Source organism: Streptococcus sp. 27098_8_75 (genome assembly GCF_041432475.1).
GTDB lineage: Bacteria > Bacillota > Bacilli > Lactobacillales > Streptococcaceae > Streptococcus > Streptococcus gordonii.
This window is the reverse complement of record NZ_JAPVZR010000002.1, coordinates 43,603-69,900: the sequence shown is the minus strand read 5'-3', so window position 1 is coordinate 69,900 and position 26,298 is coordinate 43,603. Positions and strand designations below refer to the sequence as shown.

Annotated in this window: 22 protein-coding genes and 1 pseudogene; 17 read left to right on the top strand and 6 right to left on the bottom strand. The window is 40.9% G+C overall.

Annotated elements, in window-relative coordinates:
* Window positions 1–43 precede the first annotated feature (43 nt).
* The 10 genes from O3640_RS03535 to O3640_RS03490 all read left to right on the top strand — a co-directional run bounded on the left by O3640_RS03535 (window position 44) and on the right by O3640_RS03490 (window position 12,413).
* Entirely contained in the window at window positions 44–964 is a 921-nt protein-coding gene (locus O3640_RS03535) for an aspartate carbamoyltransferase catalytic subunit (RefSeq protein ID WP_008808699.1), read from the top strand.
* 212 nt (window positions 965–1,176) lie between these two features.
* The gene (locus O3640_RS03530) at window positions 1,177–3,432 is read left to right on the top strand and encodes a CAP domain-containing protein (RefSeq protein ID WP_060970481.1); all 2,256 of its coding nucleotides are present in this window, start codon (window positions 1,177–1,179) and stop codon (window positions 3,430–3,432) included.
* A gap of 137 nt (window positions 3,433–3,569) precedes the next feature.
* Entirely contained in the window at window positions 3,570–4,313 is a 744-nt protein-coding gene (locus O3640_RS03525; protein ID WP_060970480.1) for a DeoR/GlpR family DNA-binding transcription regulator, read from the top strand.
* A complete protein-coding gene (gene pfkB / locus O3640_RS03520; protein WP_195321702.1) occupies window positions 4,310–5,221 on the top strand; it encodes a 1-phosphofructokinase in 912 nt (303 codons plus the stop codon). Before O3640_RS03525 ends, pfkB begins: the two co-directional genes overlap by 4 nt.
* Entirely contained in the window at window positions 5,218–7,179 is a 1,962-nt protein-coding gene (locus O3640_RS03515; RefSeq protein ID WP_008808695.1) for a fructose-specific PTS transporter subunit EIIC, read from the top strand. The genes pfkB and O3640_RS03515 overlap by 4 nt, the downstream gene beginning before the upstream one ends.
* Before the next feature lie 151 nt (window positions 7,180–7,330).
* Window positions 7,331–7,705 (top strand): DUF1149 family protein, encoded by a 375-nt coding sequence (locus O3640_RS03510; RefSeq protein ID WP_008808694.1) that lies wholly within the window; start codon window positions 7,331–7,333, stop codon window positions 7,703–7,705.
* Window positions 7,706–8,557 (top strand): DegV family protein, encoded by an 852-nt coding sequence (locus tag O3640_RS03505; protein WP_008808693.1) that lies wholly within the window; start codon window positions 7,706–7,708, stop codon window positions 8,555–8,557.
* Between the two features lie 30 nt (window positions 8,558–8,587).
* The gene (gene dapB / locus O3640_RS03500) at window positions 8,588–9,355 is read left to right on the top strand and encodes a 4-hydroxy-tetrahydrodipicolinate reductase (RefSeq protein ID WP_195321700.1); all 768 of its coding nucleotides are present in this window, start codon (window positions 8,588–8,590) and stop codon (window positions 9,353–9,355) included.
* Window positions 9,352–10,551, top strand: a complete 1,200-nt coding sequence (locus O3640_RS03495) for a CCA tRNA nucleotidyltransferase (RefSeq protein WP_008808691.1) — start codon at window positions 9,352–9,354, stop codon at window positions 10,549–10,551. Before dapB ends, O3640_RS03495 begins: the two co-directional genes overlap by 4 nt.
* Window positions 10,548–12,413 (top strand): ABC-F family ATP-binding cassette domain-containing protein, encoded by a 1,866-nt coding sequence (locus O3640_RS03490; RefSeq protein WP_195321699.1) that lies wholly within the window; start codon window positions 10,548–10,550, stop codon window positions 12,411–12,413. The genes O3640_RS03495 and O3640_RS03490 overlap by 4 nt, the downstream gene beginning before the upstream one ends.
* Before the next feature lie 63 nt (window positions 12,414–12,476).
* Here O3640_RS03490 and guaA read toward each other — a convergent pair whose 3' ends face one another.
* A complete protein-coding gene (guaA, locus tag O3640_RS03485) occupies window positions 12,477–14,033 on the bottom strand; it encodes a glutamine-hydrolyzing GMP synthase (RefSeq protein WP_008808689.1) in 1,557 nt (518 codons plus the stop codon).
* Window positions 14,034–14,175: 142 nt separating this feature from the next.
* On the opposite strand from guaA, the gene O3640_RS03480 reads away from it, so the two are divergent.
* The 7 genes and pseudogenes from O3640_RS03480 to xerS all read left to right on the top strand — a co-directional run bounded on the left by O3640_RS03480 (window position 14,176) and on the right by xerS (window position 19,855).
* A complete protein-coding gene (locus O3640_RS03480) occupies window positions 14,176–14,874 on the top strand; it encodes a GntR family transcriptional regulator (RefSeq protein ID WP_045502937.1) in 699 nt (232 codons plus the stop codon).
* Window positions 14,875–15,033: 159 nt separating this feature from the next.
* Window positions 15,034–15,366, top strand: a complete 333-nt coding sequence (locus O3640_RS03475; protein ID WP_061583395.1) for a putative DNA-binding protein — start codon at window positions 15,034–15,036, stop codon at window positions 15,364–15,366.
* Between the two features lie 2 nt (window positions 15,367–15,368).
* The gene (locus O3640_RS03470; protein WP_061583394.1) at window positions 15,369–15,584 is read left to right on the top strand and encodes a hypothetical protein; all 216 of its coding nucleotides are present in this window, start codon (window positions 15,369–15,371) and stop codon (window positions 15,582–15,584) included.
* A gap of 28 nt (window positions 15,585–15,612) precedes the next feature.
* The gene (ffh, locus tag O3640_RS03465; RefSeq protein ID WP_125397043.1) at window positions 15,613–17,187 is read left to right on the top strand and encodes a signal recognition particle protein; all 1,575 of its coding nucleotides are present in this window, start codon (window positions 15,613–15,615) and stop codon (window positions 17,185–17,187) included.
* A 77-nt stretch (window positions 17,188–17,264) separates the two neighbouring features.
* Complete coding sequence (locus tag O3640_RS03460) at window positions 17,265–18,068, top strand: alpha/beta hydrolase (RefSeq protein WP_125397044.1); 804 nt, start codon at window positions 17,265–17,267, stop codon at window positions 18,066–18,068.
* A gap of 94 nt (window positions 18,069–18,162) precedes the next feature.
* Window positions 18,163–18,607, top strand: a pseudogene (locus O3640_RS03455) (MepB family protein).
* Window positions 18,608–18,784: 177 nt separating this feature from the next.
* Window positions 18,785–19,855 carry a tyrosine recombinase XerS gene (xerS, locus tag O3640_RS03450; protein ID WP_045634833.1) on the top strand — a complete coding sequence of 357 codons (1,071 nt, stop codon included), beginning with the start codon at window positions 18,785–18,787 and terminating at the stop codon, window positions 19,853–19,855.
* A gap of 45 nt (window positions 19,856–19,900) precedes the next feature.
* Here xerS and ucpA read toward each other — a convergent pair whose 3' ends face one another.
* The 5 genes from ucpA to O3640_RS03425 all read right to left on the bottom strand — a co-directional run bounded on the left by ucpA (window position 19,901) and on the right by O3640_RS03425 (window position 26,282).
* Window positions 19,901–20,701, bottom strand: a complete 801-nt coding sequence (gene ucpA / locus O3640_RS03445) for an SDR family oxidoreductase UcpA (protein WP_125397046.1) — start codon at window positions 20,699–20,701, stop codon at window positions 19,901–19,903.
* Between the two features lie 151 nt (window positions 20,702–20,852).
* Window positions 20,853–21,842 (bottom strand): lipoate--protein ligase, encoded by a 990-nt coding sequence (locus O3640_RS03440; RefSeq protein WP_061585046.1) that lies wholly within the window; start codon window positions 21,840–21,842, stop codon window positions 20,853–20,855.
* A 66-nt stretch (window positions 21,843–21,908) separates the two neighbouring features.
* Entirely contained in the window at window positions 21,909–23,612 is a 1,704-nt protein-coding gene (gene lpdA / locus O3640_RS03435) for a dihydrolipoyl dehydrogenase (protein ID WP_045634830.1), read from the bottom strand.
* 78 nt (window positions 23,613–23,690) lie between these two features.
* Window positions 23,691–24,734, bottom strand: a complete 1,044-nt coding sequence (locus O3640_RS03430) for a dihydrolipoamide acetyltransferase (protein WP_061600429.1) — start codon at window positions 24,732–24,734, stop codon at window positions 23,691–23,693.
* Window positions 24,735–25,289: 555 nt separating this feature from the next.
* Complete coding sequence (locus tag O3640_RS03425; RefSeq protein WP_061600430.1) at window positions 25,290–26,282, bottom strand: alpha-ketoacid dehydrogenase subunit beta; 993 nt, start codon at window positions 26,280–26,282, stop codon at window positions 25,290–25,292.
* Between the last annotated feature and the right edge of the window lie 16 nt (window positions 26,283–26,298).

Here is a 26,298-nt window from a genome sequence, read left to right as displayed (position 1 = left end):
ATTGAAATAGAGCTCTAATTATTATCACAAAGGAGATCTTATCATGTCATCTAACCAAATCGCTCTTAAAAATCTTGTCTCAATGGAAACTTTGTCAAACGAAGAAGTAATGGCCTTAATCAAACGAGGAATTGAATTTAAAAATGGAGCAAAAGCCAACTATGACGAACAGCATATCGTGGCCAATCTTTTCTTCGAACCTTCAACAAGAACCCACAAGGCCTTTGAAGTAGCAGAATTGAAATTGGGTTGCGACCTATTGGATTTCGATGTGAAAACCAGTTCAGTCAACAAAGGTGAAACCTTGTATGATACTATTTTGACCATGTCTGCACTCGGAGTTGACATTTGTGTCATTCGCCACCCAGAAGTAGACTACTACAAAGAGCTAGTGGAAAGCCCAACCATTACTACATCCATCGTCAACGGCGGTGATGGTTCAGGTCAGCACCCAAGTCAAAGTCTCCTAGACTTGATGACAATTTACCAAGAATTTGGACACTTCGAAGGATTGAAAGTTGCAATTGCTGGTGACTTAGATCACTCACGTGTAGCTAAATCTAACATGCAGATTCTTAAACGATTGGGAGCAGAGCTTTATTTTGCAGGACCAGAAGAATGGAGAAGTGAAGAATTCTCTCACTATGGTGAATTTGTAACAATCGATGAAGTTATTGACAAGGTAGATGTTATGATGTTCTTGCGTGTTCAACACGAGCGTCATGATTATGAATCCATCTTTTCTAAAGAAAACTACCACAGACTGCATGGTCTGACTCAAGAGCGTTACGACCGTATGAAAGACACAGCTATTCTAATGCATCCAGCTCCAGTTAACCGAGATGTAGAAATCGCTGACCATTTAGTTGAAGCACCAAAATCACGTATTGTTGAACAGATGACGAATGGAGTCTTTGTCAGAATGGCAATTATAGAAGCTGTTCTCAAAGGTCGCCAAAAATGATAAGAAATATCCCAAAAATCAGGCATCTAGTCTGATTTTTTGATTATTTTATAAAAAACTTACATTTGCAAATAGTCATCAAATTGTAATCAAAAAGCTATGAAAACGAAACGAATTTTATCTTTGTTTTTCACATAGACATGATAGAATGAGTCAAGCGAAGTGGTATGAATAAATATCAATATAAAAATTAGGAGGATTTGGAGAGAGAAATGGAAAAGAAATTAGGAAAATCTGTTGTTGCAACGGGGATTGCAGCAACTACTTTGATTTCAGGAGTTGTAGGAAATCATGTAAATGCTGATGAGTTAACAAAACCTTCTCATCGATCAGAGCAAAATGATCTTGAAGTGACGGAGATTCAGAAAGATTTAGCGAAAGCACAAGTCGATGCCCAAAAAGAAGTTGTTGAAAAAGCTAAAGATGAACTTGAAAAGGCTCAAGAGACAAGCCAAAACACTCAAGCACAGCTTAATCAAGCAAAAGAAATCAACAAAGAAGCTAGTCCAGAAGCTGTGGCCGAAGCAAAAGCAGAAGTAAATAAAGCTGAAGCAGAAGTGAATGCAAAGCAAGCTTCACTAGACAACTCGCAAAATCAAGAACTTCCTTCAGAACAAGCAGTTCAACAACAGGAAAATGTCGTTGTCGGACAACGAACTTTGGTAGACGTTGCCGAAAGAGAATATAACGAAGCGAAAGCACCTATCGTTAGGGAAGAACAAGAACTAGCTCAGGCAAAAGCAGAAGAAGAACAAGCGAATCAAGAACTTACAGCTAAGCAAGCTAATCTTGTAGCCGTTCAGCAAAATATTGCTAATTCACCAAGTAATACAGCTAATCTTGAAAAAGCTATCCAGACAAACCAAAATGAAATCAACCAGATTCAGACTGCAATTAATCAAAAAGAAGCTGAATTGGCAAATACCCCACAAACTGAAACAACAACACAAGCTGCTAATACCTATCAAGAGCTCCTTCAAAACTTGCAAAGCCAAGGAGCAACTCAAGAAATTAGAGATGCTGCAGCTAACGCACTCGCTTTATACAAACGGTCCCAAGCTGAAGATGGGTTAACAGTTGGCAGCGACTCTACCAGCTCAGCGACTCTTGAAAATAATTTAAAAGCTGTAGAAGTTATTCGAGCAATAAATAACTATCGAGCACAGGCAGGATTACCTCCATTATATGTTGATCCATATGCAAATGTTGCCAGCCAAATTCAATCAGCCTTTTTCGAACAAAACGGTCGCCACATGTTTAAGTATATAAAAAATGAAAATGTGGCTATCAGCTTTACACCTAAGGCATCAGTTGATTTTTGGTACAGTGAAAAAGCATTGTATCAAGAGATCGCTGCACGCTATAACTTACCAACAGACGAATCTCAGCTGGATGCCAATGATATTTATATGAAAATTGGTGCTGCTGAATTCGCAAGAGTTGGTCATTACTTGCAAATGTTGGATAATAAGGCAACTGCAATTTCTGCATCTTATAACACTGTTCCTAATCAGTACAGTTCAACAAATGGAACTGCAACAGTTGGTTTCCATCAAGTAGGAAACTTGAACCAACGCTTGCAAAACGGAACCTTGATGAGCCTAGCTGATTACGAAAACTTACTAGCTAGTGCACGCCAATCACGGACGAATACAAATGAAAAATATGCTGCTTTAAAAAATGAAATTGCTGCCTTAAAAGTTGAAAAAACAAATCGCGAAGTAAGAGCTGGTATTTTAAATAGTCAACTAAATGATCTCCAGTCACAAACAAGTGACCAAGCGCAACTTTTAGCAAACGCTCAATATCAGCTTCTGAATGCTCAAGATCGTGTAGCGGCTGCTGCAAGAAACACTGCTGACAAACAGCAAGCACTTGAGAATGCAACTAGAAGATACGAAGCAGAGTTAGAACCTAAGCGATTGGCTTTAGATTTAGCAAGAGAGAAATTAGCTGCAGAAAGTTCAAAACTTGAATCTTTAAGAGCAGCTTTACAATCTACTAAAGCGAATACAATTGAAGCAAGAAAGCAATTAATTGATTCTCAAGTACGCTTGAAACAAGTTCAAGAAAGAGCCAAACAATTAGCTCAAGCTCCTCAACAGCTTTCTAAGGCTCGTAAGGCAGTTGCATCAGCCAAAGCCGATCTTGCCGCAAAAGAAACAAAATACAAAGCTGAAGAGAGTCTTTTGGAACTCTATCAAGAAGTTCATGCTAGATTAGAAGCTAAACACAATCAATTAAGAGCTAAGAATGCAGCTAAAGAAACTGCTAAAGATCAGCCTGTTGATGCTAAAAACGTCTATCAGGGTGAAGCAATACACCAAACACAAGATAAGTCTTCTAAAGCAAAACAAAACGTATCTGCTACAGGAGTAAAAACAGAGCAAATAGGAATTATAGCTGCGGTAGCTGGATTCTTTGGACTTGCTGGTGTTGCTCTTAAACGATTTAGAAGAAAATCCTAAAAATTAACAAAGAGGTTTGAGATCTAATTTCATCCTCTTTTTTATATTCTTCTGTGATAGAAAATGAAAGAAAATGCTTGACTTTGGAAAATATTGGTGTATAATGATAAATGTAAGCTGTTTCAGGAGGGAGAGATATGCTAAAGTCAGAACGAAAACAAGTGATTTTAGAACAGTTAAAAGATCATCGAACAGTTTCCTTAGATCGTTTAGTTCATATTCTAAAAACTTCAGAATCAACCGTCCGGCGCGATTTAGATGAATTAGAAAGCGAACAGAAACTACGACGGATTCATGGCGGTGCAGAAAACATTCATTTTTTACAAGAAGAAGAAAGCAATCAAGAAAAATCTATCAAAAACATTCAGTTTAAGCAGAAAATTGCAGAAAAAGCTGCCAGCCTTATTCAGGATCATGATGTGGTTTTTATCGATGCTGGTACTACAAATGAGTTGTTAATACAAGCAATTCATAACCACAGAGTAACGATCGTAACCAATTCTATTCATCATGCATCAAAACTTGTAGAGCGAAATATTTCTACAGTTATCGTGGGTGGAATAGTAAAAAGATCTACAGATGCCAGTATAGGAGGTATAGCTCTCAATCAAATTGGTCAACTGAATTTTGATAAAGCTTTTATTGGAATGAATGGAATTGATGATAGTTTCTATACAACACCAGATATGGAAGAAGGAGCTGTTAAGCGAGCCATTATGGAAAACGCAAAACAAACTTATGTCTTATCAGACTCATCAAAACTGGACCAAGTATCCTTTGTCAAAGTAGCTCCTCTTGCTAAAGCAAAAATAATTACTAATAAAATTTCGTCCATTTTGTTGGAAAAAATTAAAGAAAAAACGGAGGTGATTGAAGTATGATCTATACTGTAACATTAAACCCGTCCATTGACTATATTGTCCGTTTGGATAAGGTCCTGATAGGAAGTGTCAATCGGATGGATAGTGATGACAAGTTTGCCGGCGGAAAAGGTATCAATGTTAGTCGTGTTCTAAAACGATTAGGTATTGATAACAAAGCAACTGGTTTTATCGGTGGCTTTACTGGCAAATTTATCACAGATACACTTGAAGAAGAAGGAATCTCCAGTCGCTTCGTAGAAGTTGAGGAAGATACACGCATCAATGTCAAGATAAAGGCAGATGCCGAAACAGAAATTAACGGACCTGGTCCTGACATTTCTAGCCTGAAATTGGAGGAATTAAAGAGTATTCTTGCTTCCCTAACTTCTGATGATACAGTAGTCTTTGCTGGAAGTAGTCCTAAAAATTTAGGAAATACTATATACAAAGACCTGATCGGATTAACCAGGAAAACAGGAGCGCAAGTAGTCTGTGACTTCGAAGGACAAACACTACTTGATTCCTTGGAGTTTGAGCCACTTTTGGTCAAACCAAATAATCACGAACTAGGCGATATTTTTGGGGTGAAACTAGAAAGTTTAGATGAAATCGAGAAATATGCTCGTCAAATCTTAGACAAAGGAGCACAGCATGTGATCATTTCTATGGCTGGGGACGGTGCACTTCTTGTCACATCTGAGGGAGCTTACTTCGCAAAACCTATCAAGGGAACAGTCAAAAATTCAGTGGGAGCTGGCGACTCAATGGTTGCTGGGTTTACAGGTGAATTTGTCAAATCTAAAGATGCAGTAGAAGCCTTCAAATGGGGAGTAGCTTGTGGAACTGCAACTACCTTCTCGGATGACTTGGCTACAGCTGAATTTATTAAAGAAATATATGAAAAAGTTGAGGTAGAAAAACGATGAAAATTCAAGACCTATTGAGAAAAGATGTCATGTTGCTGGATTTGCAGGCAACTGAAAAAACAGCTGTCATCGAAGAGATGATTAAAAGCTTGGTTGATCACGGTTATGTAACAGACTTTGAAGCTTTTAAAGAGGGAATTTTGGCGCGTGAAGCTCTAACTTCCACTGGTTTGGGTGACGGAATCGCTATGCCTCACAGCAAAAATTCTGCTGTTAAAGAAGCAACAGTTCTATTTGCTAAGTCAAACAAGGGTGTCGATTATGAAAGTCTAGATGGACAACCAACTGATTTATTCTTCATGATTGCAGCTCCAGAAGGTGCTAATGATACTCACTTGGCAGCCTTGGCAGAATTGTCTCAATACCTGATGAAAGATGGCTTTGCGGATAAATTGCGCCAAGTGACTTCGCCTGATCAAGTGATCGAGCTCTTTGACCAAGCTTCAGAAAAAGCGGAAGAAGTTGCTGTGGTTGAACCCGCAAATAAAGGTGGAGACTTCCTTGTAGCTGTAACAGCATGTACTACAGGGATTGCGCATACCTACATGGCTCAAGAGGCCTTACAAAAGGTCGCAGCTGAAATGGGTGTCGGCATCAAGGTTGAAACCAATGGTGCCAGCGGTGTTGGAAATAAGCTAACAGCTGAAGATATTAAAAATGCTAAGGCTGTTATTATTGCTGCTGACAAGGCAGTAGAGATGGATCGTTTTAATGGCAAACCATTAATTAATCGTCCAGTCGCGGATGGTATCCGTAAGACAGAAGAACTGATCAATTTGGCTCTTTCAGGAAAGGCCGAGATTTACAAGGCTACTAATTCCGGTGGTGTTGCAGAATCTAGCAACGAAAAACTTAGTCTGGGTGGCGCTTTCTATAAGCACCTGATGAGTGGTGTATCCCAAATGTTGCCATTCGTTATCGGTGGCGGGATTATGATTGCTATCGCCTTCTTGCTGGATCAGATCTTAGGTGTACCAAAAGATCAGCTTTCTAATCTAGGAAGCTATCATGAGATTGCAGCGCAGTTTAAATCAATTGGTGGAGCAGCCTTTGGCTTCATGTTACCAGTATTGGCCGGTTACATTGCTTACTCAATCGCTGAAAAACCAGGTCTGGTTTCTGGTTTCGTAGCCGGTGCGATTGCTAGCAGTGGCGCATCCTTTGGTGGCGTTGCTTACGCTGCAGGTGGTGAAAAGACGCTTTCTTTGGTAGGCGTATCGTCTGGTTTTCTTGGAGCTCTGGTCGGTGGTTTCTTAGCTGGTGGGGTGATTTTAGTCCTTCGCAAATTACTTGCAGGTCTACCTCGCTCACTTGAAGGTATCCGTTCAATTTTGCTCTTGCCACTTCTTGGGGTATTAGTTACTGGATTCCTGATGTTGGCTGTTAATATTCCAATGTCTGCAATCAATACAGCCCTCAACGATTTCCTTGCTAGTTTGAGCGGAAGTTCAGCTGTCCTTCTTGGCCTCTTGGTCGGTGGTATGATGGCGGTCGATATGGGTGGACCAGTTAATAAGGCTGCTTACGTATTTGGTACTAGTACACTCGCAAGTACTGTTTCAACTGGTGGATCACCTGTTATGGCAGCGGTTATGGCTGCTGGTATGGTCCCACCTCTAGCAGTATTTGTGGCTACTCTCTTCTTTAAAAATAAATTCACTGAGGAAGAACGCAATTCTGGAATTACAAACATTGTCATGGGACTTTCTTTCATCACAGAAGGTGCGATTCCATTTGGTGCTGCTGACCCAGCCCGCGCTATTCCAAGCTTTATCGTAGGTTCAGCCCTTACAGGTGCTCTTGTAGGTCTTACTGGAATCAAACTCATGGCCCCTCACGGTGGTATCTTCGTTATTGGATTGACAAACAACCCAATTCTTTACCTAGTATATGTTTTGATTGGTGCAGTAGTCAGTGGTATTATCTTTGGATTCTTACGCAAACCATTGTCAAAATAAGTATAATATTGGACTTCTTCGGAGGTCCTTTTTTGTAGATAATTTTATTTATTATGAAGAAAAGGAGAATGAGCAAGAGAGAAGCAAACTATAGTCAGTGATTGAAAATTATGCTATAATTTACATAACGCAAATTTTTAGGAGAACAACAATGGAACTACAACGCGAAAAAGAATTCGTCAGCCAATATCACTTTGATGCACGTAATTTTGAATGGGAAAAAGAAAACGGAACACCCGAAACAAAAGTCGATGTCAATTTTCAACTATTGAATCATGATCAAGAAAATCAAGTAACTTCTTTGGTTGTTATTTTGAATTACATGATCGTTTTTGAAGCCTTTGTGATTAGTGGAGTGATTTCTCAAGTTAACCATATTCAAGGTCGAATCATTGGCGAACCAAGTGAATTTGATCAAGAAGAAGTAGAGCAATTAGCTAAACCTTGCTTATCAATGCTTAACCGCTTGACTTATGAAGTGACAGAGATCGCCCTGGATTTACCAGGTATTAATTTGGAGTTCTAAATGAAACTAGCTGTTATTACAGATTCCTCAGCCTACTTAAAATCGGAAGTCTTAGAAAAGGAAAATCTATTTATTCTGGATATTCCAGTTTTCATTGATGGGAAAACATACGTTGAAGGGAAAAATCTGACTGCAGAAGAATTCTATCAAAAAATGGCACTCTCTGCTGAATTACCCAAAACAAGCCAGCCTAGTATAGCTGAATTGGAAGATCTGCTTTCTACTTTAGCGGGAAACGGATATACTCACGTTCTGGGACTCTTTCTTTCTAGCGGTATTTCTGGCTTTTATCAAAACATTCAGTTCTTAAAAGATGAATTTCCTCAGTTAGAAATCGCTTTTCCAGACTCCAAGATTACCAGCGCCCCATTAGGAATCATGGTTCAATCTGCACTCAACTGGGCAGAAGCAGGACTAGATTTCAATGAAATCCTCACAAGAATTAATGTTCAGATTGACGGGACTAGCGCCTTTATCATGGTTGATGATCTGAATCATCTTGTTAAAGGGGGGCGCCTTTCAAATGGTGCTGCTATTCTAGGAAATCTACTAAGTATTAAGCCAATTCTATATTTTAATCATCATGGAGTGATTGAAGTTTTTGAAAAAATTCGGACGGAGAAGAAGGCAACTAAACGACTTATTGAACTTGTTGAGGAACGGACTTCTTCAGGAAAATATGAAATTATCGTTATTCATGCTAACGCAGTTGACAAAGCAGAGACCTTACGTCAATCTTTACTCGAAAGTAACATTAGTGCAGAGGTTTCTCTAGCAACTTTTGGTAGTGTTATTGGTACACACCTTGGAGAAGGAAGTATCGCATTAGGCTACATTCCTCTGTTTGACTAATACTCAAATCTATCAAAAAAGGAGATGCAGATGGGAATTAAAGTAATCATTGCAGGCTTCAAAGGTAAAATGGGCCAAGCAGCCTACAAAATGGTGACAGAAGATCCTGAACTAGAATTAGTTGGGTTACTGGATCCTTTTACGGACGAAAAAGAAGTGGCAGGAGTTCCTGTTTTCGACGCAAAGGAAGAATTGACTGGGCTGGAAGCCCATGTCTGGGTTGATTTTACGACCCCTAAAGTAGCTTATGAAAATACACGCTTCGCTCTAGAACAGGGATTTTGTCCAGTGGTCGGAACGACAGGTTTTACTCCTGAGCAGTTGGAAGAGTTAATCACACTATCTAAGGAAAAGAAGTTAGGTGGATTGATTGCTCCGAATTTTGCATTGGGAGCCGTTTTGCTGATGCAATTTGCAGCTCAGGCTGCCAAGTATTTCCCTAATGTAGAAATTATTGAGCTACATCACGACCAGAAAAAGGATGCACCGAGCGGGACGGCCATCAAGACAGCCGAGCTTATCAGCCAAGTTAGACCTAGCAAGCAACAGGGAGCTACTGATGAGGAAGAGTCCATAGCTGGCGCTCGCGGAGCTGATTTCGATGGCATGCGTATCCATTCGGTTCGCTTGCCAGGTCTGGTTGCTCACCAAGAAGTAATCTTTGGCAGCCGGGGAGAGGGATTGACCCTGCGACATGATTCCTATGACCGAGCTTCCTTTATGACAGGGGTTAATCTGGCCATTAAAGAAGTTGTCAAACGCTCAGAATTAGTCTATGGATTGGAACATTTACTATGAGATTAGAAACTCTGCCTTCTGAATTTCAGGAGGCTTTGCCAGTATTAGAGAAGATAAAAGCTGCTGGCTTTGAAGCTTATTTTGTTGGGGGCTCTGTTCGAGATGCCCTTTTGAAACGACCTATTCACGATGTGGATATTGCCAGCTCCAGCTATCCCGAGGAAACCAAGCGTATCTTTGACCGTACGGTTGATGTGGGGATTGAGCATGGAACCGTCTTGGTTCTGGAAAATAACCGTGAATATGAGGTAACAACTTTCCGGACTGAGGATGTCTATGTGGACTACCGCAGACCTAGTAAGGTTTCTTTTGTGCGTTCTTTGGTGGAAGATCTCAAGCGGCGAGATTTTACAATCAACGCCCTAGCTTTGGATGAAAACGGTCAAGTCATCGATCTTTTCCAGGGGCTAAATGACTTGGAAAATCGGATTTTGCGGGCCGTTGGGACAGCTGCAGAGCGTTTTAATGAAGATGCTCTCCGTATCATGCGGGGCTTTCGTTTTCAGGCTGCCTTGGATTTTGATTTGGAGCAAGATACTTTCCTAGCTATGAAGAATTGCGCTCCTTTGCTGGAAAAAATTTCAGTTGAACGAATTTTTATCGAGTTTGACAAGCTACTGCTGGCTCCGTATTGGCGCAAAGGATTAGAGTCACTCTTAAAAAGCAATGCAATAGAATTTTTGCCAGATTTGAAAGGAAGTAGAGCTAACTTGGAACGACTGTTTGAGTTGGCTTCAGATTTTCGTTTTTCAGCGTCCGAGCAGGCTTGGGCAGCACTTTTGCTAGCCTTGGATGTGCAAAATGTCAAAGGTTTTCTAAAAGACTGGAAGACCTCTCGTGAATTTGCCAAAAGAGTAGCAGATATTGTTGAAATTGTGACGATTCGCTCAGAACGGGACTTGACCAAGCGTGACTGCTATGATTACGATATAGACTTATTGCTACAAGCAGAAGAACTTCGTCAGGCGCAAGGTCTACCAGTTGATTTCTCTGCCATTCAAAATCTTGATGCCAGTCTGACTATTCATAACAAGCAGGAAATGGTGGTCAATGGTGGCATGCTGATACAGGATTTTGGCTTTAAGCCCGGACCAAAACTTGGCCAAATTCTGAAAGAGTTGGAATACGCTATTGTAGACGGCCGTTTGCCTAATGATCTAGAGGCTATTTACGCCTATATCAAGGAGAGAAAATGAGCGATTTTATCGTTGACAAGCTAACCAAATCAGTAGGAGATAAGACTGTTTTTCGGGATATTTCCTTTATCATTCATGACCTGGATCGGATTGGTCTGATTGGTGTCAATGGAACAGGAAAGACAACACTGCTGGATGTCTTGTCGGGCAAGTCGGGCTTTGACGGAGATGTCAGCCCTTTTTCTGCTAAGACAGGCTATAAGATTGCTTACCTGACTCAGGAGCCTGATTTCGATGAAGAGCAGACAGTGCTTGACACTGTTCTATCCAGTGATTTACGGGAAATGCAGTTGATTCGAGACTATGAGCTGCTCCTGACGGCTTATGATGAAAGTCAGCAGTCTAGGCTAGAAGCGGTTATGGCTGAGATGGACTCGCTGCATGCTTGGGAGATCGAAAGTCAGGTCAAGACGGTCCTGTCCAAGCTTGGTCTGACAAATCTATCTCTCAAGGTTGGCCAGTTATCAGGAGGCCTTCGTCGCCGAGTGCAGCTGGCCCAGGTTCTCTTAGGCGATGCTGATTTGCTCTTGCTAGATGAGCCGACCAACCACCTAGATATTGATACCATTGAATGGCTGACCCATTTCTTGAAAAATTCTAAGAAGACCGTGCTTTTCATCACCCATGATCGCTATTTCTTGGATAATATTTCAACTCGAATTTTTGAGTTAGATGGCGGTCGCTTGATTGAATACCAGGGAAATTATCAAGACTATGTCCGTCTCAAGGCAGAGCAGGATGAACGGGATGCAGCCTTACTCCATAAGAAGCAGCAGCTATACAAGCAGGAGCTTTCTTGGATGCGGCGTCAGCCTCAGGCTCGGGCAACTAAGCAGCAGGCTCGTATCAATCGTTTCCATGATCTCAAGAAAGATTTGGCCGGTCAGACGATTGACAGCAATCTGGAAATGAACTTTGAAACCAGCCGTATCGGAAAGAAGGTTATCGAGTTTCAAAACGTGGACTTTGCTTATGACCAGAAGACTATTCTCTCTCAGTTTAATCTTTTAATCCAGAACAAGGACCGCATTGGGATTGTCGGAGATAATGGAGTCGGCAAGTCAACCTTGCTCAATCTGATTGCGGGAAAACTTCGGCCTCAGGCTGGTCAGCTCATTATCGGAGAGACGGTTCGAGTAGCCTATTTCTCTCAGCAGATTGAGGGCTTGGATGAGTCTAAGCGTGTCATTAATTATCTGCAAGAAGTTGCTGAGGAAGTCAAGATAGGCAGTGGAACGACTTCCATTGCAGAACTCTTGGAGCAGTTTCTCTTTCCTCGATCTACTCATGGGACTTTGATTGAAAAGCTATCTGGTGGAGAGAAAAAACGACTTTATCTGCTCAAGCTTCTCTTGGAAAAGCCCAATGTCTTGCTTCTTGACGAGCCGACCAATGATTTGGATATTGCGACTTTGACGGTGTTAGAAAACTTTCTACAAGGCTTTGCCGGGCCAGTTATTACAGTCAGCCACGACCGTTATTTCCTAGACAAGGTAGCCAGCAAGATTTTAGCTTTTGAAGATGGAGGTGTCAGAGAGTTTTTCGGAAATTACACCGATTACTTAGATGAAAAAGCCTTTCTAGCAGAAAGCTCTGCTATTTCCCAAAAGACTGAAAAGGAAAAATCTACCAAAGTGCGTGAGGATAAAAAGCGCATGACCTATTTTGAGAAGCAGGAGTGGGAGACTATCGAGGCCGATATCGAGGCGCTGGAGGGGCGAATTGCTGAGATTGAAGCGGCCATGCAGGAGAATGGCTCTGACTTTGCTCGCCTGTCTGAACTCCAGCAAGAACTAGATGAGCAGAACGAAAAACTGCTGGAAAAATACGAGCGCTATGAATACCTGAGTGGGTTAGAGTAGAAAAGCAAAAAATCAACTTAAAAGCGTAGGACGTTTTCTTTCCTACGCTTTTTTAGTTTGATTCTATTCCCACTCTACAGTTGCAGGTGGTTTGCTTGTGATATCATAGACGATGCGGTTGACGTGGTCTACTTCGTTTACGATACGAACAGAAATTTTTTGTAAGACTTCCCAAGGAATCTTGGCAAAGTCAGCTGTCATGCCATCGATAGAAGTGATAGCACGAATAGCAATTGTGTAGTCGTATGTGCGTCCGTCTCCCATAACACCAACAGAACGAACACCTGTATTAACGGTGAAATACTGCCAAATATCGCGGTCAAGACCGGCCTTAGCGATTTCTTCACGAAGAATAGCATCAGACTCACGAACAGTTTCTAATTTCTCTTCAGTGATTTCTCCCATAACACGAATAGCAAGACCTGGGCCTGGGAACGGTTGGCGCCAGACGATTTCATCAGGCATACCAAGCTCTGAACCCAAAGTACGAACTTCGTCCTTATAAAGCGTGTTCAGCGGTTCAATCAGTTCAAACTGCATATCTTCAGGCAGACCACCCACGTTATGGTGAGACTTAATAGTCTGAGCGGTATCAGTACCAGATTCAATCACATCGGTATACAGAGTTCCTTGTGCCAAGAATTTTACATCTTTCAGTTTGCTGGCTTCGTCGTCAAAGACATAGACAAATTCATTCCCGATGATTTTGCGTTTTTGTTCTGGATCAGAAACACCAGCGAGTTTATCGAGGAAACGTTTAGCAGCGTCTGCTTTGACGATATTTAGCCCGAATTTTCCGCCCAACATTTCCATAACTTGATCAGCTTCACCCTTACGCAAAAGACCGTGGTCAACAAAGATACAGATCAATTGGTCGCCAATAGCTTTTTGCAAAAGAACGCCAACCACAGAAGAATCAACCCCACCTGATAGACCGAGAAGGACGCGCTTGTCACCAACAGTCTCACGGATTTGTTTGATCTGCATATCAATGAAATTATCCATTGACCAGTCGCCTTTGGCTCCACAGATATTTAGAGCAAAGTTGCGAAGAATATCGTAGCCAAACTCAGAATGGCGAACTTCAGGGTGGAATTGAATCCCATAAATCTTCTTAGCAGGATGTTCAATAGCTGCAAAAGGACAGTCAACAGAAGTACCAGTGCGGACAAAGTCAGCAGGGATTTCAGTTACCGCATCTCCATGGCTCATAAGAACCAATTGTTCTTCAGGTGTACTGTCAAAAAGAGGAGAAGACGTGCGAGTCAATTTAGACTGACCGTATTCGCGGTTTCCAGCATCACCAGCTGGAACCACCTTACCTCCTAATTTATGAGTCAGAAGTTGCATACCATAGCAAATTCCCAAGATAGGAATACCTAACTCAAAAATTTCAGGATCAATATCAAAGGAACCGTCTTCATAAACAGAGTTTGGTCCACCAGAAAGAATAATTCCGACAGGATTGATCTCTTTTACCTCTGCAGCGGAAATTTTATTACTCTTTAATTCAGAAAATACCCCAATTTCACGAATCCGACGAGAGATGAGCTGGTTGTACTGGCTACCGTAGTCCAATACGATAATTTTTTCGACATCTTGCAATTCAGATTTAGTCATCTTTTTCCTTCCCTAAAAGAAATTTATTTTTCCTTATTCTATCATAAAAGAGAGGCTTTTTCCAATGCCATGAAGTAAATGTTGACTTTTATTTCGATTGATAATACAATATTTTTAAAAGGAAATCCAAAAGGAGATCACTATGCTCCCTGCTTATTTACAAATTCATGATCAAATCAAAAAAGAAATTGATGAAGAAGTCTGGCAAATCGGACAGAGATTGCCCAGTGAGCGAGACTTAGCTGAGACTTTTCAAGTTAGTCGTATGACTCTTCGACAAGCTATCACACTCCTTGTAGAAGAAGGAGTGCTGGAACGACGGGTTGGGAGCGGAACATTTGTTGCCAGCACGCGCGTCCAGGAAAAAATGAGAGGCACTACCAGCTTTACTGAGATTATGAAGTCTCAGGGTAAGACACCTTCCAGTCAGTTGATTTCCTATCGACGAACTCTACCAAGCAAACAAGAAGTCGAAAAGCTAGGAATAAACAAAACTGAAAATATTATTCGAATGGAGCGGGTTCGCTACGCAGATAAGCTACCAGTAGTATACGAAGTAGCTTCAATACCAGAAAAGTTTATTAAAAATTTCAACAAAGAAGAGATTACCAGTCATTTCTTTCAAACTCTTCAAGAACATGGTTATAAAATTGGCAAATCCCAACAAACGATATACGCCCGCTTGGCTAAGGAAAAAATCGCCCATTATCTTGGGATTCCAAGAGGTCATGCCATTCTGGCTTTGACACAAGTATCTTATTTTGAAGATGGAACAGCCTTTGAGTATGTAAAAAGTCAATATGTCGGCGAACGTTTTGAATTTTATTTAGAAAACAACTAATTTACATAATTATAATTACGTCACACCCTAAAAAATACAAGGGTGTTTTTAAAACCCGAAAAAGATGAATTTGAATTACCTTAAAACATTTGCGAAAGAAAAGTCATTTCCACTGTGAGTAACTAGAGTTTATCAGCCTTTTTTGGTATAATATTTCTTATGGAAATCGAAAAAACCAATCGTATGAATGCTCTGTTTGAATTTTATGCTGCTCTATTGACAGATAAACAAATGAATTATATTGAGCTATATTATGCGGATGATTATAGTCTTGCTGAAATAGCTGAAGAATTTGGTGTCAGCCGTCAGGCAGTCTATGATAATATCAAACGAACAGAGAAAATTTTAGAAGACTATGAAATGAAGTTACATATGTATTCTGACTACATTGTTAGGAGCCAAATCCTGGAGGAAATCGCTGAAAAGTATCCTAAAGATGGTTTCTTGCAAGAGCAAATTGCAACTCTATCCAGCATTGATAACAGAGACTAATCATGGCAAGACAAGTTATCTATAAGGGAATGTCTTGCTGGTTATTGGAGTCGGAAGAACCTTTCCCTGCCAGAGTGCAAATCATCTCCCCCGACGATCTTTCTAAAGCGATGAAATTAGGATTCAGTTGCTGGGGATATCCAAATGAGATTATGAAAGAACTCTCTACAAAAGAATACCAATGTTTAAGTCGTCATGGACGATTTCCACTAAATTGATTGAAATAGAAACTAGGAGAAATAAAAAATGGCATTTGAAAGTTTAACAGAACGTCTGCAAAACGTCTTTAAAAATCTGCGCAGAAAAGGAAAAATCTCAGAGAGTGATGTACAGGAAGCAACCAAAGAGATTCGTCTAGCCCTTTTAGAAGCCGACGTTGCTCTGCCAGTTGTCAAAGACTTTATCAAGAAAGTCCGTGAGCGTGCGGTCGGTCACGAGGTTATCGATACCCTCAACCCAGCTCAACAGATTATCAAGATTGTTGACGAAGAGCTGACAACTATCCTGGGCTCTGATACTGCTGAAATTATCAAATCACCAAAGATTCCGACTATTATCATGATGGTCGGTTTACAAGGGGCTGGTAAGACCACCTTTGCTGGAAAGCTTGCTAATAAGCTCAAGAAAGAAGAAAAGGCTCGCCCGCTCATGATTGCGGCAGATATTTACCGGCCAGCGGCTATTGATCAGCTGAAAACACTGGGACAGCAAATTGATGTACCAGTCTTTGCCTTAGGTACGGAAGTTCCGGCTGTTGAGATTGTCCGTCAAGGTTTGGAGCAAGCCAAAGCCAACCACAACGACTATGTCCTGATTGATACGGCTGGTCGTCTTCAGATTGACGAAAAGCTCATGCAGGAGCTGTCAGATGTCAAAGCGCTGGCTAATCCCAATGAAATCCTCTTAGTTGTCGATGCCATGATTGGTCAGGAAGCAGCTAATGTCGCTCGAGAATTTAACAGCCAACTAGAAGTGACCGGGGTTATCCTGACTAAGATTGATGGTGATACCCGTGGTGGTGCAGCTCTATCTGTCCGTCAGATTACTGGTAAGCCTATTAAATTTACTGGTACTGGTGAAAAGATCACTGATATCGAAACCTTCCACCCAGACCGTATGTCCAGCCGGATTTTGGGTATGGGGGACATGCTGACTCTGATCGAAAAAGCCTCTCAAGAATACGATGAGAAAAAATCGCTTGAAATGGCTGAAAAGATGCGGGAAAACACCTTTGATTTCAATGATTTCATTGATCAATTAGACCAAGTGCAAGGCATGGGGCCCATGGAAGATTTGATCAAAATGCTACCTGGTATGGCTAGTAACCCTGCTCTTAAAAACTTTAAGGTCGATGAAAGAGAAATTGCCCGCAAGCGTGCCATTGTATCTTCAATGACACCTGAAGAACGTGAAAATCCTGATTTATTGACACCTAGCCGTCGTCGTCGAATTGCCAATGGCTCAGGAAACAGCTTTGTAGACGTCAATAAATTTATCAAAGATTTCAATCAGTCTAAACAATTAATGCAAGGCGTTCTCTCTGGTGACATGAGCAAGATGATGAAGCAAATGGGACTCAATCCAAACAATATGCCTAAAAACATGCCTGGAGGCGGTTCAATGCCAGATATTTCAGCCCTGGAAGGCATGATGGGACAAGGTGGTATGCCGGATATGTCAGCTTTGGGAGGAGCTGGTATGCCAGATATGAGCCAAATGTTTGGTGGTGGCCTAAAAGGGAAGGCCGGAGAGTTTCTGATGCGTCGAAGTATGAACAAAATGGCTAAGCAAATGAAGAAAAACAAGAAGAAGCGGAAGTAATAACAAAAAACAAGTCGCATAACTAAGTTTTATGTGGCTTGTTTTTGGAAACATCAGATTCAGATACGGAGACTAGAATGAAGCCTTTTTTGACTCAATTGATTCATCGACTTGCTAAAACATTTCAAAAATTATTGAATAAGCTGCCTAGCCACCCTATTTCTCATCTACCTGCCAGCAAGGTCGAAATACGCCCCATTATCATGATTCCGGGTAGTTCTGCAACGGAAAATCGCTTTAATCGAATGGTTAAAAAGCTCAACCGCAATCAGCATCCACATCATAGCCTTGTCCGTATCAAAGTCTGGAATGATGGACACATGACTTACCGAGGGCATTTGAAGCGCAAGGACAGAAATCCTATTTTTGTAGTTGGATTTCAAAATAATCGTGACGGTTATGAAAATATCAAGCAGCAGGCGGCAATGTTTGACACTGCTTTAACAGTTTTAAGAGAGAAGTATTCTTTTAACAGCTTTAAAGCGCTGGGGCATTCTAACGGTGGTCTAATTTATACAGTATTCCTGCAGCAATACCTTGCAAACCACTCTGAGCTAGAGATGGAAAAGCTCCTGACTATTGGTAGTCCTTATAATCTGAATAAGAAAAACATCAATCATCGAGTTGCGATGCTAGATGACTTCATATCTCACCAAGAAAATCTACCTAAGAAGTTGCAACATTTGTCAATTATGGGAATCTTTTTCCGAGACGGTGACGGAATTGTCCATAAAAGCAGTGTAGAGGCTGGGAGCTTGATTTATAAAGGAAAGATTGCTTCACACAGAGAAGTAGTCATCGTAGGCAAGGATGCCCATCACTCATCTCTACCACAAAATGAACAGGTAATTGATTTGATTAGAGAGTTTTTATTTTTGTGATTTTTTACATAATTTTAATTAGGTAAAAAATTTGCAAGTAATGCTCAAGAATTATCTGTGAGGAAAAAATTTAGATTAAGAAAGACAAGAAACAATGAAAATGACGGATATTCTTCATAGGTATTATGGTGAATTTGATCTGATAAATGAAAAATGGAATGAAGACTATGAAAGCATATTGATTATACCAAAGGATGATCAAGCATATAAAAGATGCCGTTTGGCAAAGAAAACATCCAAAAAAGAAGGCTACTTTACAGTCTTTTGGAAAAAAGACCAAGACAACAAGAATATTCCTTATACAGATGAAGACTTGGGGGATGAACTGGTTATTGTCGTCATCGACGATCATCATTGCGGTTTATTTATCATTCCCAAAGAGGTTGGCTATCAGTAAAAAAATTCTCTCTACAAAGAGTTGTAAGGGAAAGATGGCTATGCGATTTTATCCACCCTGGTGTACAAAATTAAATAAAACAGCTCAGGCAACACAAAAATGGCAACTGGATTATTTTCAAAAAATCGAATTAGAAGAATAAGTTTTGCTAAAACAAGGCAGAATGTAGTTTCTCAATTCTGCCTTGTTTTTATTATCTGTTTTTGTAATAAAGTTGGACTATATATGCCCTCTTACATCTTTCCGAAAAACTATAATTTTCTTGAAAAATATATCTAGATATGCTATACTACTTTTATAGAAAAAACGGAGAAATATGATGAGACGTGAACTGTTATTAGAAAGAATTGATAGACTTAAGGCCACTATGCCCTGGTACATTCTGGAATATTACCAGTCTAAGCTGGCGGTACCTTATAGTTTTACAACCTTATACGAATATCTCAAAGAATATGATCGCTTTTTTAATTGGGTGCTAGAATCTGGTATCACGGATGCTTCCCATATTGCTGAGATTCCTCTCTCGATCTTGGAAAATATGAGCAAGAAAGACATGGAAGCTTTTATTCTGTATCTGCGAGAGCGCCCGCTTCTCAATGCTCATACCACCCAAAACGGTGTTTCGCAGACAACCATTAACCGAACACTTTCTGCTTTGTCTAGTCTCTATAAGTATTTGACTGAGGAAGTGGAAAACGAGCAGGGTGAGCCCTACTTCTATCGAAATGTGATGAAAAAAGTTGCTACCAAGAAGAAAAAGGAAACTCTGGCTGCTCGTGCAGAGAATATTAAGCAGAAGCTCTTTTTAGGAGATGAGACAGAAGAATTCCTCCAGTATATTGATAGGGAGTACACTAAGAAGCTCTCTAACCGTGCGCTATCCTCCTTCAACAAGAACAAAGAACGAGATTTAGCCATCATTGCCTTGCTACTAGCCTCTGGTGTTCGTCTGTCTGAAGCTGTCAATCTGGATCTGAAAGACATCAATCTAAAGATGATGGTCATTGAAGTGACTAGAAAAGGCGGAAAAAGGGACTCTGTCAATGTTGCTGCTTTTGCTAAGCCCTATTTAGAAGAGTATCTGAGCATTCGGAGCAAACGATACAAGGCCGAAAAGACTGATACAGCCTTCTTTTTGACTGAATACCGTGGCACTCCTAATCGAATCGATGCTTCCAGTGTCGAAAAAATGGTAGCTAAGTATTCTGAGGATTTCAAGGTGCGAGTGACGCCACACAAACTCCGCCACACACTTGCTACACGTTTATACGATGCAACCAAATCTCAAGTTCTCGTCAGTCACCAGCTAGGGCATGCTAGTACTCAGGTAACGGACCTCTACACCCATATTGTCAACGACGAGCAAAAGAATGCTTTGGACAAATTATAGCAAAAAACATTACATAATTATTATTATGTAATGTTTTTTGCTTAATTAATGATTTGTCCCCATACTTAGCGTTTCTGGAAGAGTGCTGCCTCCATCAATTACAATTTGAGAACCGGTTAGATAAGAAGATTCATCACTACCTAGAAAAGCAAACAACTCGCCAACTTCTGTTGGTTTTGCCAATCTTTTCATTGGGACTGCTGAAGCAATATCTTGGATAGGTTCTTCTGGATTAATAGGATTAGATTCAAGAGCCATTTTTTCAACCATGGGTGTTCGAGCATAGCCTAATTGAGTACAGTTTATCCGAATATTTTTGTGGGCGTATTCTACTGCTAGTGCTTTTGTTAAACCAACAAGAGCTGACTTTGTCATTGCATAAGCCGCTTCCCCCGCATCTGCCACAAGGTCTCCAGTGACAGAAGAAGCTATGACGATTGAACCATATCCTTGTTTTAGCATAGGTTTTAAAGAAGCTTGGCAACTATTCCATACACCTTTAATATTGACGTCAATATGCTGATCACGAATTTGGTCGGACATTCGATCAAATGGTGCCAAGCGACAAATACCAGCATTACAACAGGCAATATCTAGGCTACCAAACTTTTCAAGTGTTAGAGTGACTGCTTCTTCTAAGTCTTGTCTATTACTAACATCACCTATAAAACTAATAATATCTTGATGGTAATGATCTCTTAACTTCTGAGCAGTTACTTCGACGTGAGGATCTAAATCAAAAAGACATAATTTTGCGCCATATTTGGCATAGACTTGAGCAATTCCTTCACCTAATCCAACAGCTGCACCAGTAATTAAAGCAATTTTTCCGCTTAATTTATCCATAGCTAGTAATCCTTTCTAATAAACTTGATTGGCGTTGTCTTCTCTTTTAGTTTAATACTTTGTGAAAAGCTTGTCAAACTAAGGATGTTTTTTATTTTTATAATAAAAAAATCAAGAAGATTTTACTTCTCGATTTAAATTTAAAAGATTTTTACCCTACAACAGCTTCAGCAATCTCTTCTCTGCTGATTCCAGCAAAGTAGCGGCTGATATCAATCGTTTCAAGAGCTTCAAGGACATCTTCTCGTTCGTATTTAACACCACGTAACACATCCTCTACTGCTGCTACGTCTTCAATACCAAAGAAGTCTCCATAGATTTTAATATCCTGAATCTTGGATTCAACAACATTGGCAAAGATTTCTACCTTACCGCTGGTAAACTTGGTGCCACGACGCACATTGTATTCAGGTGATTTACCATAGTTCCAGTCCCAAGTTCCAAACTTGCTATCTCTGATTTGCTTGATTTCTTCCAGTTCTTTCTCAGAGAAGACATATTCTGTCATCTCTGGATATTCTTTCTTCATATAGTCCAGAAGTAGGTCGCGGAATTCTTCGACAGTAATCTTTTCTGGCAATTCATTGACAATATTTGTCACGCGAGCACGAACAGATTTAACTCCTTTTGATTCGAATTTGTCTTTAGAGACTTTAAGTGCATTTGCCAAGACAGACAAATCAACATCAAAGAGCAGGCAACCGTGATGCATGATACGGCCATTGATATAGGCTTGTGCATTACCACAGAACTTCTTACCGTCAATCTCCAGGTCATTGCGGCCAGTGAATTCAGCTTTTACTCCAAGCTCTGCCAAGGTATTGATAACTGGTGTAGAGAAGCTCTTGAAGTCAAAGGCACGATCTTCGCTTTCCTTAGAGATAATGGTGTAATTTAGGTTGTTTAAATCGTGATAAACAGCTCCGCCTCCACTGATACGACGCACAACTTCAATGCCATGCTCACGAACATAATCACGGTTGATTTCTTCGATGGTATTTTGGTGACGCCCAACGATGATAGAAGGCTTGTTAATCCAGAGCAGGAAAATTTCATCCTCATCTAAGAGGTGTTTGAAAGCATATTCTTCCAGAGCAATATTAAAAGCTGTATCATTTGAGTAGTTAACAATGTATTTCATAATCTTCCTCTTTATACGATAGAGACTGGAACAATGATATATGCCCAGTCTAATCTATCTTTTAAATTATTTTTTCTTAGGTGAGTGAACTGCCAATCCCAGTACGTCAGCAAACGCTTCGTACATGACTTCTGAGAAGGTTGGGTGACCGTGGATAGTCTTAAGCATTTCTTCAACAGTGATTTCCATTTCGATGATGGTTGATGCTTCATTGATCAACTCTGCAGCTGCAGGACCTATGATATGAACACCGAGCACTTCTCCGTACTTCTTGTCAGCAATGACTTTAACGAAGCCTTGAGCTGCATCTGAAGCGATAGCACGACCATTAGCAGCGAAGTTAAACTTACCAATTGCTACATCGTATTTCTCACGAGCTTGCTCTTCTGTCAAACCAACTGCTGCTACTTCAGGAAGGGTGTAGATAGCTGCAGGTGTCAGGTTGAGTTTAGCAACATGATGGTTACCCTTCAGAGCATTTTCAGCAGCGACTTCTCCCATACGGAAGGCAGCGTGAGCTAACATCTTAGTACCATTGATATCTCCTGGTGCGTAAATACCTGAAACAGAAGTTTCCATGTACTCATTGACCTTGATACGACCGCGATCCAATTCAAACTCGACCTCACCAATACCTTCTAAGTCTGGCACACGTCCGATAGAAAGCAAAGCCTTATCTGCGAGAATATCTTCTTTTCCTTCAACCTTGATACGGAGTTTGCCGTTTTCCTCGATAATTTCTTCCAACTTGGTTTCAGTAAGGATAGTCATGCCCTTGCGTTCCAAGATGAGACGAAGGTTTTTAGAAACTTCCGCATCCATGGCTGGTACTATGCGGTCCATCATTTCAATGACAGTGACTTTTGAGCCAAATGTCATGAAGGCTTGTCCAAGCTCAATACCGACAACACCACCACCGATAATTACCAGATTTTCAGGCACTTCGTTCATTTCTAAAATATCATCGCTGGTCATCACAAGAGATGACTCCATACCTGGAACATTGATCTTGCTGACTTTTGAACCACCAGCAAGGATGATTTTCTTGGTTTCAAGCAATTCTGAACCATTTACTAAAACATTCTTATCTTTAGTAATGGTACCAATTCCCTTATGAACATCTACGCCGTAGCTGCGGAGAAGACCGGCAACACCGCCAACAAGGGTATTTACGACCTTGTTTTTAGTTTCAAGGACCTTGTCCATGTCTACTGAGAAGCTTGGATTTTCGATAATAATACCCCGGTTAGCAGCGTGACCAAGGTTTTCAATGATTTCAGCGTTGTGAAGGTAGGTCTTGGTTGGGATACAGCCACGGTTCAAGCAGGTTCCACCGAGTTCAGATTTCTCAACAAGGGCAACCTTACCACCGAGTTGAGCTGCTTTAATGGCCGCTACATATCCAGCAGGACCCCCACCAATCACAACGATATCAAAGGCATCATCGCTCTTGCCATCGTCGTTTGAGGCACTAACTGCAGGCCCTGGGCTAGCTTCTGGTGCTGCCGCTCCGGCTGTTGGGATGTTTTCACCTTCTTCCCCAAGGTAACCGATAACTTCCGTTACAGGGACAGTTTCACCATCTCCTTTGAGGATGGCAATCAAGTATCCATCTTCTTCGGCTTCCAATTCCATGCTGACCTTGTCAGTCATGATTTCCAGAAGGATTTCCCCTTCTTTGACAAATTCGCCGACTTTCTTATTCCATTGGACAATTTGCCCTTCGGTCATATCTACGCCGGCTTTTGGCATAATTACTTCTAAAGCCATCTTTATTTCCTTTTCTAATTTCGTTTTTCACTTGCTGAGCGCTTCTTTGCTTTTGAGAATAGCAAAGAAAATAAAATCTTATACCAACATCGAAATTGGATCTTCAATCAAAGCCTTCAAGTCCTTCATAAACTTAGCTCCAGCCATTCCGTCGACAACACGGTGGTCAATGGTCAAGCCCAGACTCATAATTGGCCGGATAACAATTTCGCCATTAACAACGACAGGTTTCTCAACTGTTGAGCTAACTCCGAGAATTGCTGAGTTTGGTTGGTTGATGATTGGCCCAAAGGACTGAACACCAAACATACCCAAGTTACTGATTGTAAATGTTGAATTTTGCAATTCACTTGGAGCCAATTTACCATCCAAAGTACGACCAATCACATCCTTAAAGGCTACAACTAACTCTGACAAGCTCATTTTTTCAGCATTATAGACAACAGGTGTCATCAATCCATTATCCATACCAACTGCCATAGCAAGGTTGACATAGTTGTGAGTGATAATGGTCTTGCCATCTTCTGTCAATGAAGCGTTGATGTAAGGATGTTTCATCAATGTTTTCACAACAGCGAGTGAAAGAAGGTCTGTTACAGTAGTCTTCTTACCAGTTGCTTCCATAATTGGCTCAAGAACCTTCTTACGAAGAGCCAGCATTTCAGTCATATCAACTTCATAGTTGAGTGTGAAAGTTGGCGCAGTTAGGTAAGATTCAACCATACGTTGCGCGATAACCTTACGCATTGGTGTCATTGGAATACGCTCAATCTCACCATAAGGAGTGATATTGTCTGGAACTTCTTCCACTTTTTCAATTTGAGCAGGAGACTTGATGGTGTCGTTTTCGATATTTTCAGGAAGCAAGGCCAAAACGTCCTTCTTCATGATCTTGCCACGATGACCTGTTCCTTGGATTTCCTGCCAAGCAATGTTATGTTCGAGGGCAATTCGTTTTGCAAGTGGCGAAATGCGAACCACATTTGTGTCTTTATAAGTTTCCACGTCTTCTTTGTGGACACGACCGTTTGCACCTGAGCCAGAAACGTCATAGAGGTTGATCCCTAGATCATCCGCTAACTTTCTAGCCGCAGGAGTCGCTCTTAGCTTGTCATCAGCCATGACCTCTCCAATTCTAATTATGATACTAAGGGCGTAAAAAGCGACTGAAAAATAGGAAATCGACGCTGGCTTCGATGAAGCCAAGGAGATTTATCTTTTTTCCGAGCTTTTAGCCCGTGTTCGAATATAATATATTAAGGACGCAAAGGGCAATGAAAAAATAGGAGATTGACGATGTGTTCGATGAACACAAGGAAATCTATCTTTTTTCGCAGACCTCCGTCCGAATTCAATTACATGATACAAAAGGCGTTTAAAAGCGATCGAAAAATAGGAAATCTACGCAGGCTTCGATGAAGTTAAGGAGATTTATCTTTTTTCCGAGCTTTTAGCCCGTGTTCAACTCTACAAGTAACTTGGACACGAAACGCGTCTCAAGTTACTACGGTTGCCGCTATTAGGCGGTCAACCTAGTAGACTTACTAAATTTTTTGTCGAATATTATCGATTCGTCAAAAAACTGTCGCAACTTTATATACAACTTGGATACAAAACATAACTCAAGTTATTAAAGTTAAAATCTTTAAAAATTTACACAATTTAATTTATGTAATATTATTCTTTGCTATAAGTCTTACGGATTGCATCTTTGATGCTTTCAACTGTTGGAATCATTGCATTTTCTAGATTTTGTGCATAAGGCATTGGCACATCTTCTCCGGCGCAACGGCGGATTGGTGCATCTAGATAATCAAATGCTTCTGACTCTGAAATGATAGCTGAAATCTCTCCGATATAGCCACTTGTTTTGTGGGCGTCGTTGACAAGCACCACCTTACCAGTCTTCTTAACTGAGTTGATGATGATATCCTTATCAAGCGGAACAAGGGTACGAGGGTCCACAATTTCAACTGAAATTCCCTCTTCTGCTAATTCTTCAGCAGCTTGAACCACACGGCGAAGCATTTTTCCATAAGTAACGACTGTTACATCTGTACCTTCACGTTTGATTTCACCAACTCCAAGTGGGATTGTGTAGTCTGGATCAACTGGCACTTCCCCTTTTTGGTTAAATTCCGACTTGTACTCAAGAATGATAACTGGGTTGTTATCACGGATAGAAGACTTGAGCAGTCCTTTCATATCAGCAGGTGTACCTGGTGCTACAACCTTAAGTCCAGGAATGTGAGTGAACCAAGACTCTAAAGATTGTGAGTGCTGGGCCGCAGAACCAACTCCGTTACCAGCTGCACATCGAACTGTCATTGGAACCTGACCTTTACCACCAAACATATAACGTGTTTTAGCAGCTTGGTTGACGATATTGTCCATGGCAATGACTGAGAAATCCATAAAGGTCATATCGACAATTGGACGGAGTCCTGTCATGGCTGCTCCTGCTGCTGCTCCAGAGATAGCAGCTTCAGAAATCGGACAGTCACGGACGCGTTCTGGACCAAATTCTTCGAGCATTCCAACAGAAGTTCCGAAGTCTCCTCCGAAGACACCGACGTCTTCTCCCATCAAGAATACATTTTCATCGCGACGCATTTCCTCAGACATAGCAAGGATAATGGTGTCACGGAACGACATTGTTTTTGTTTCCATTTTTATCTCTTTCTCC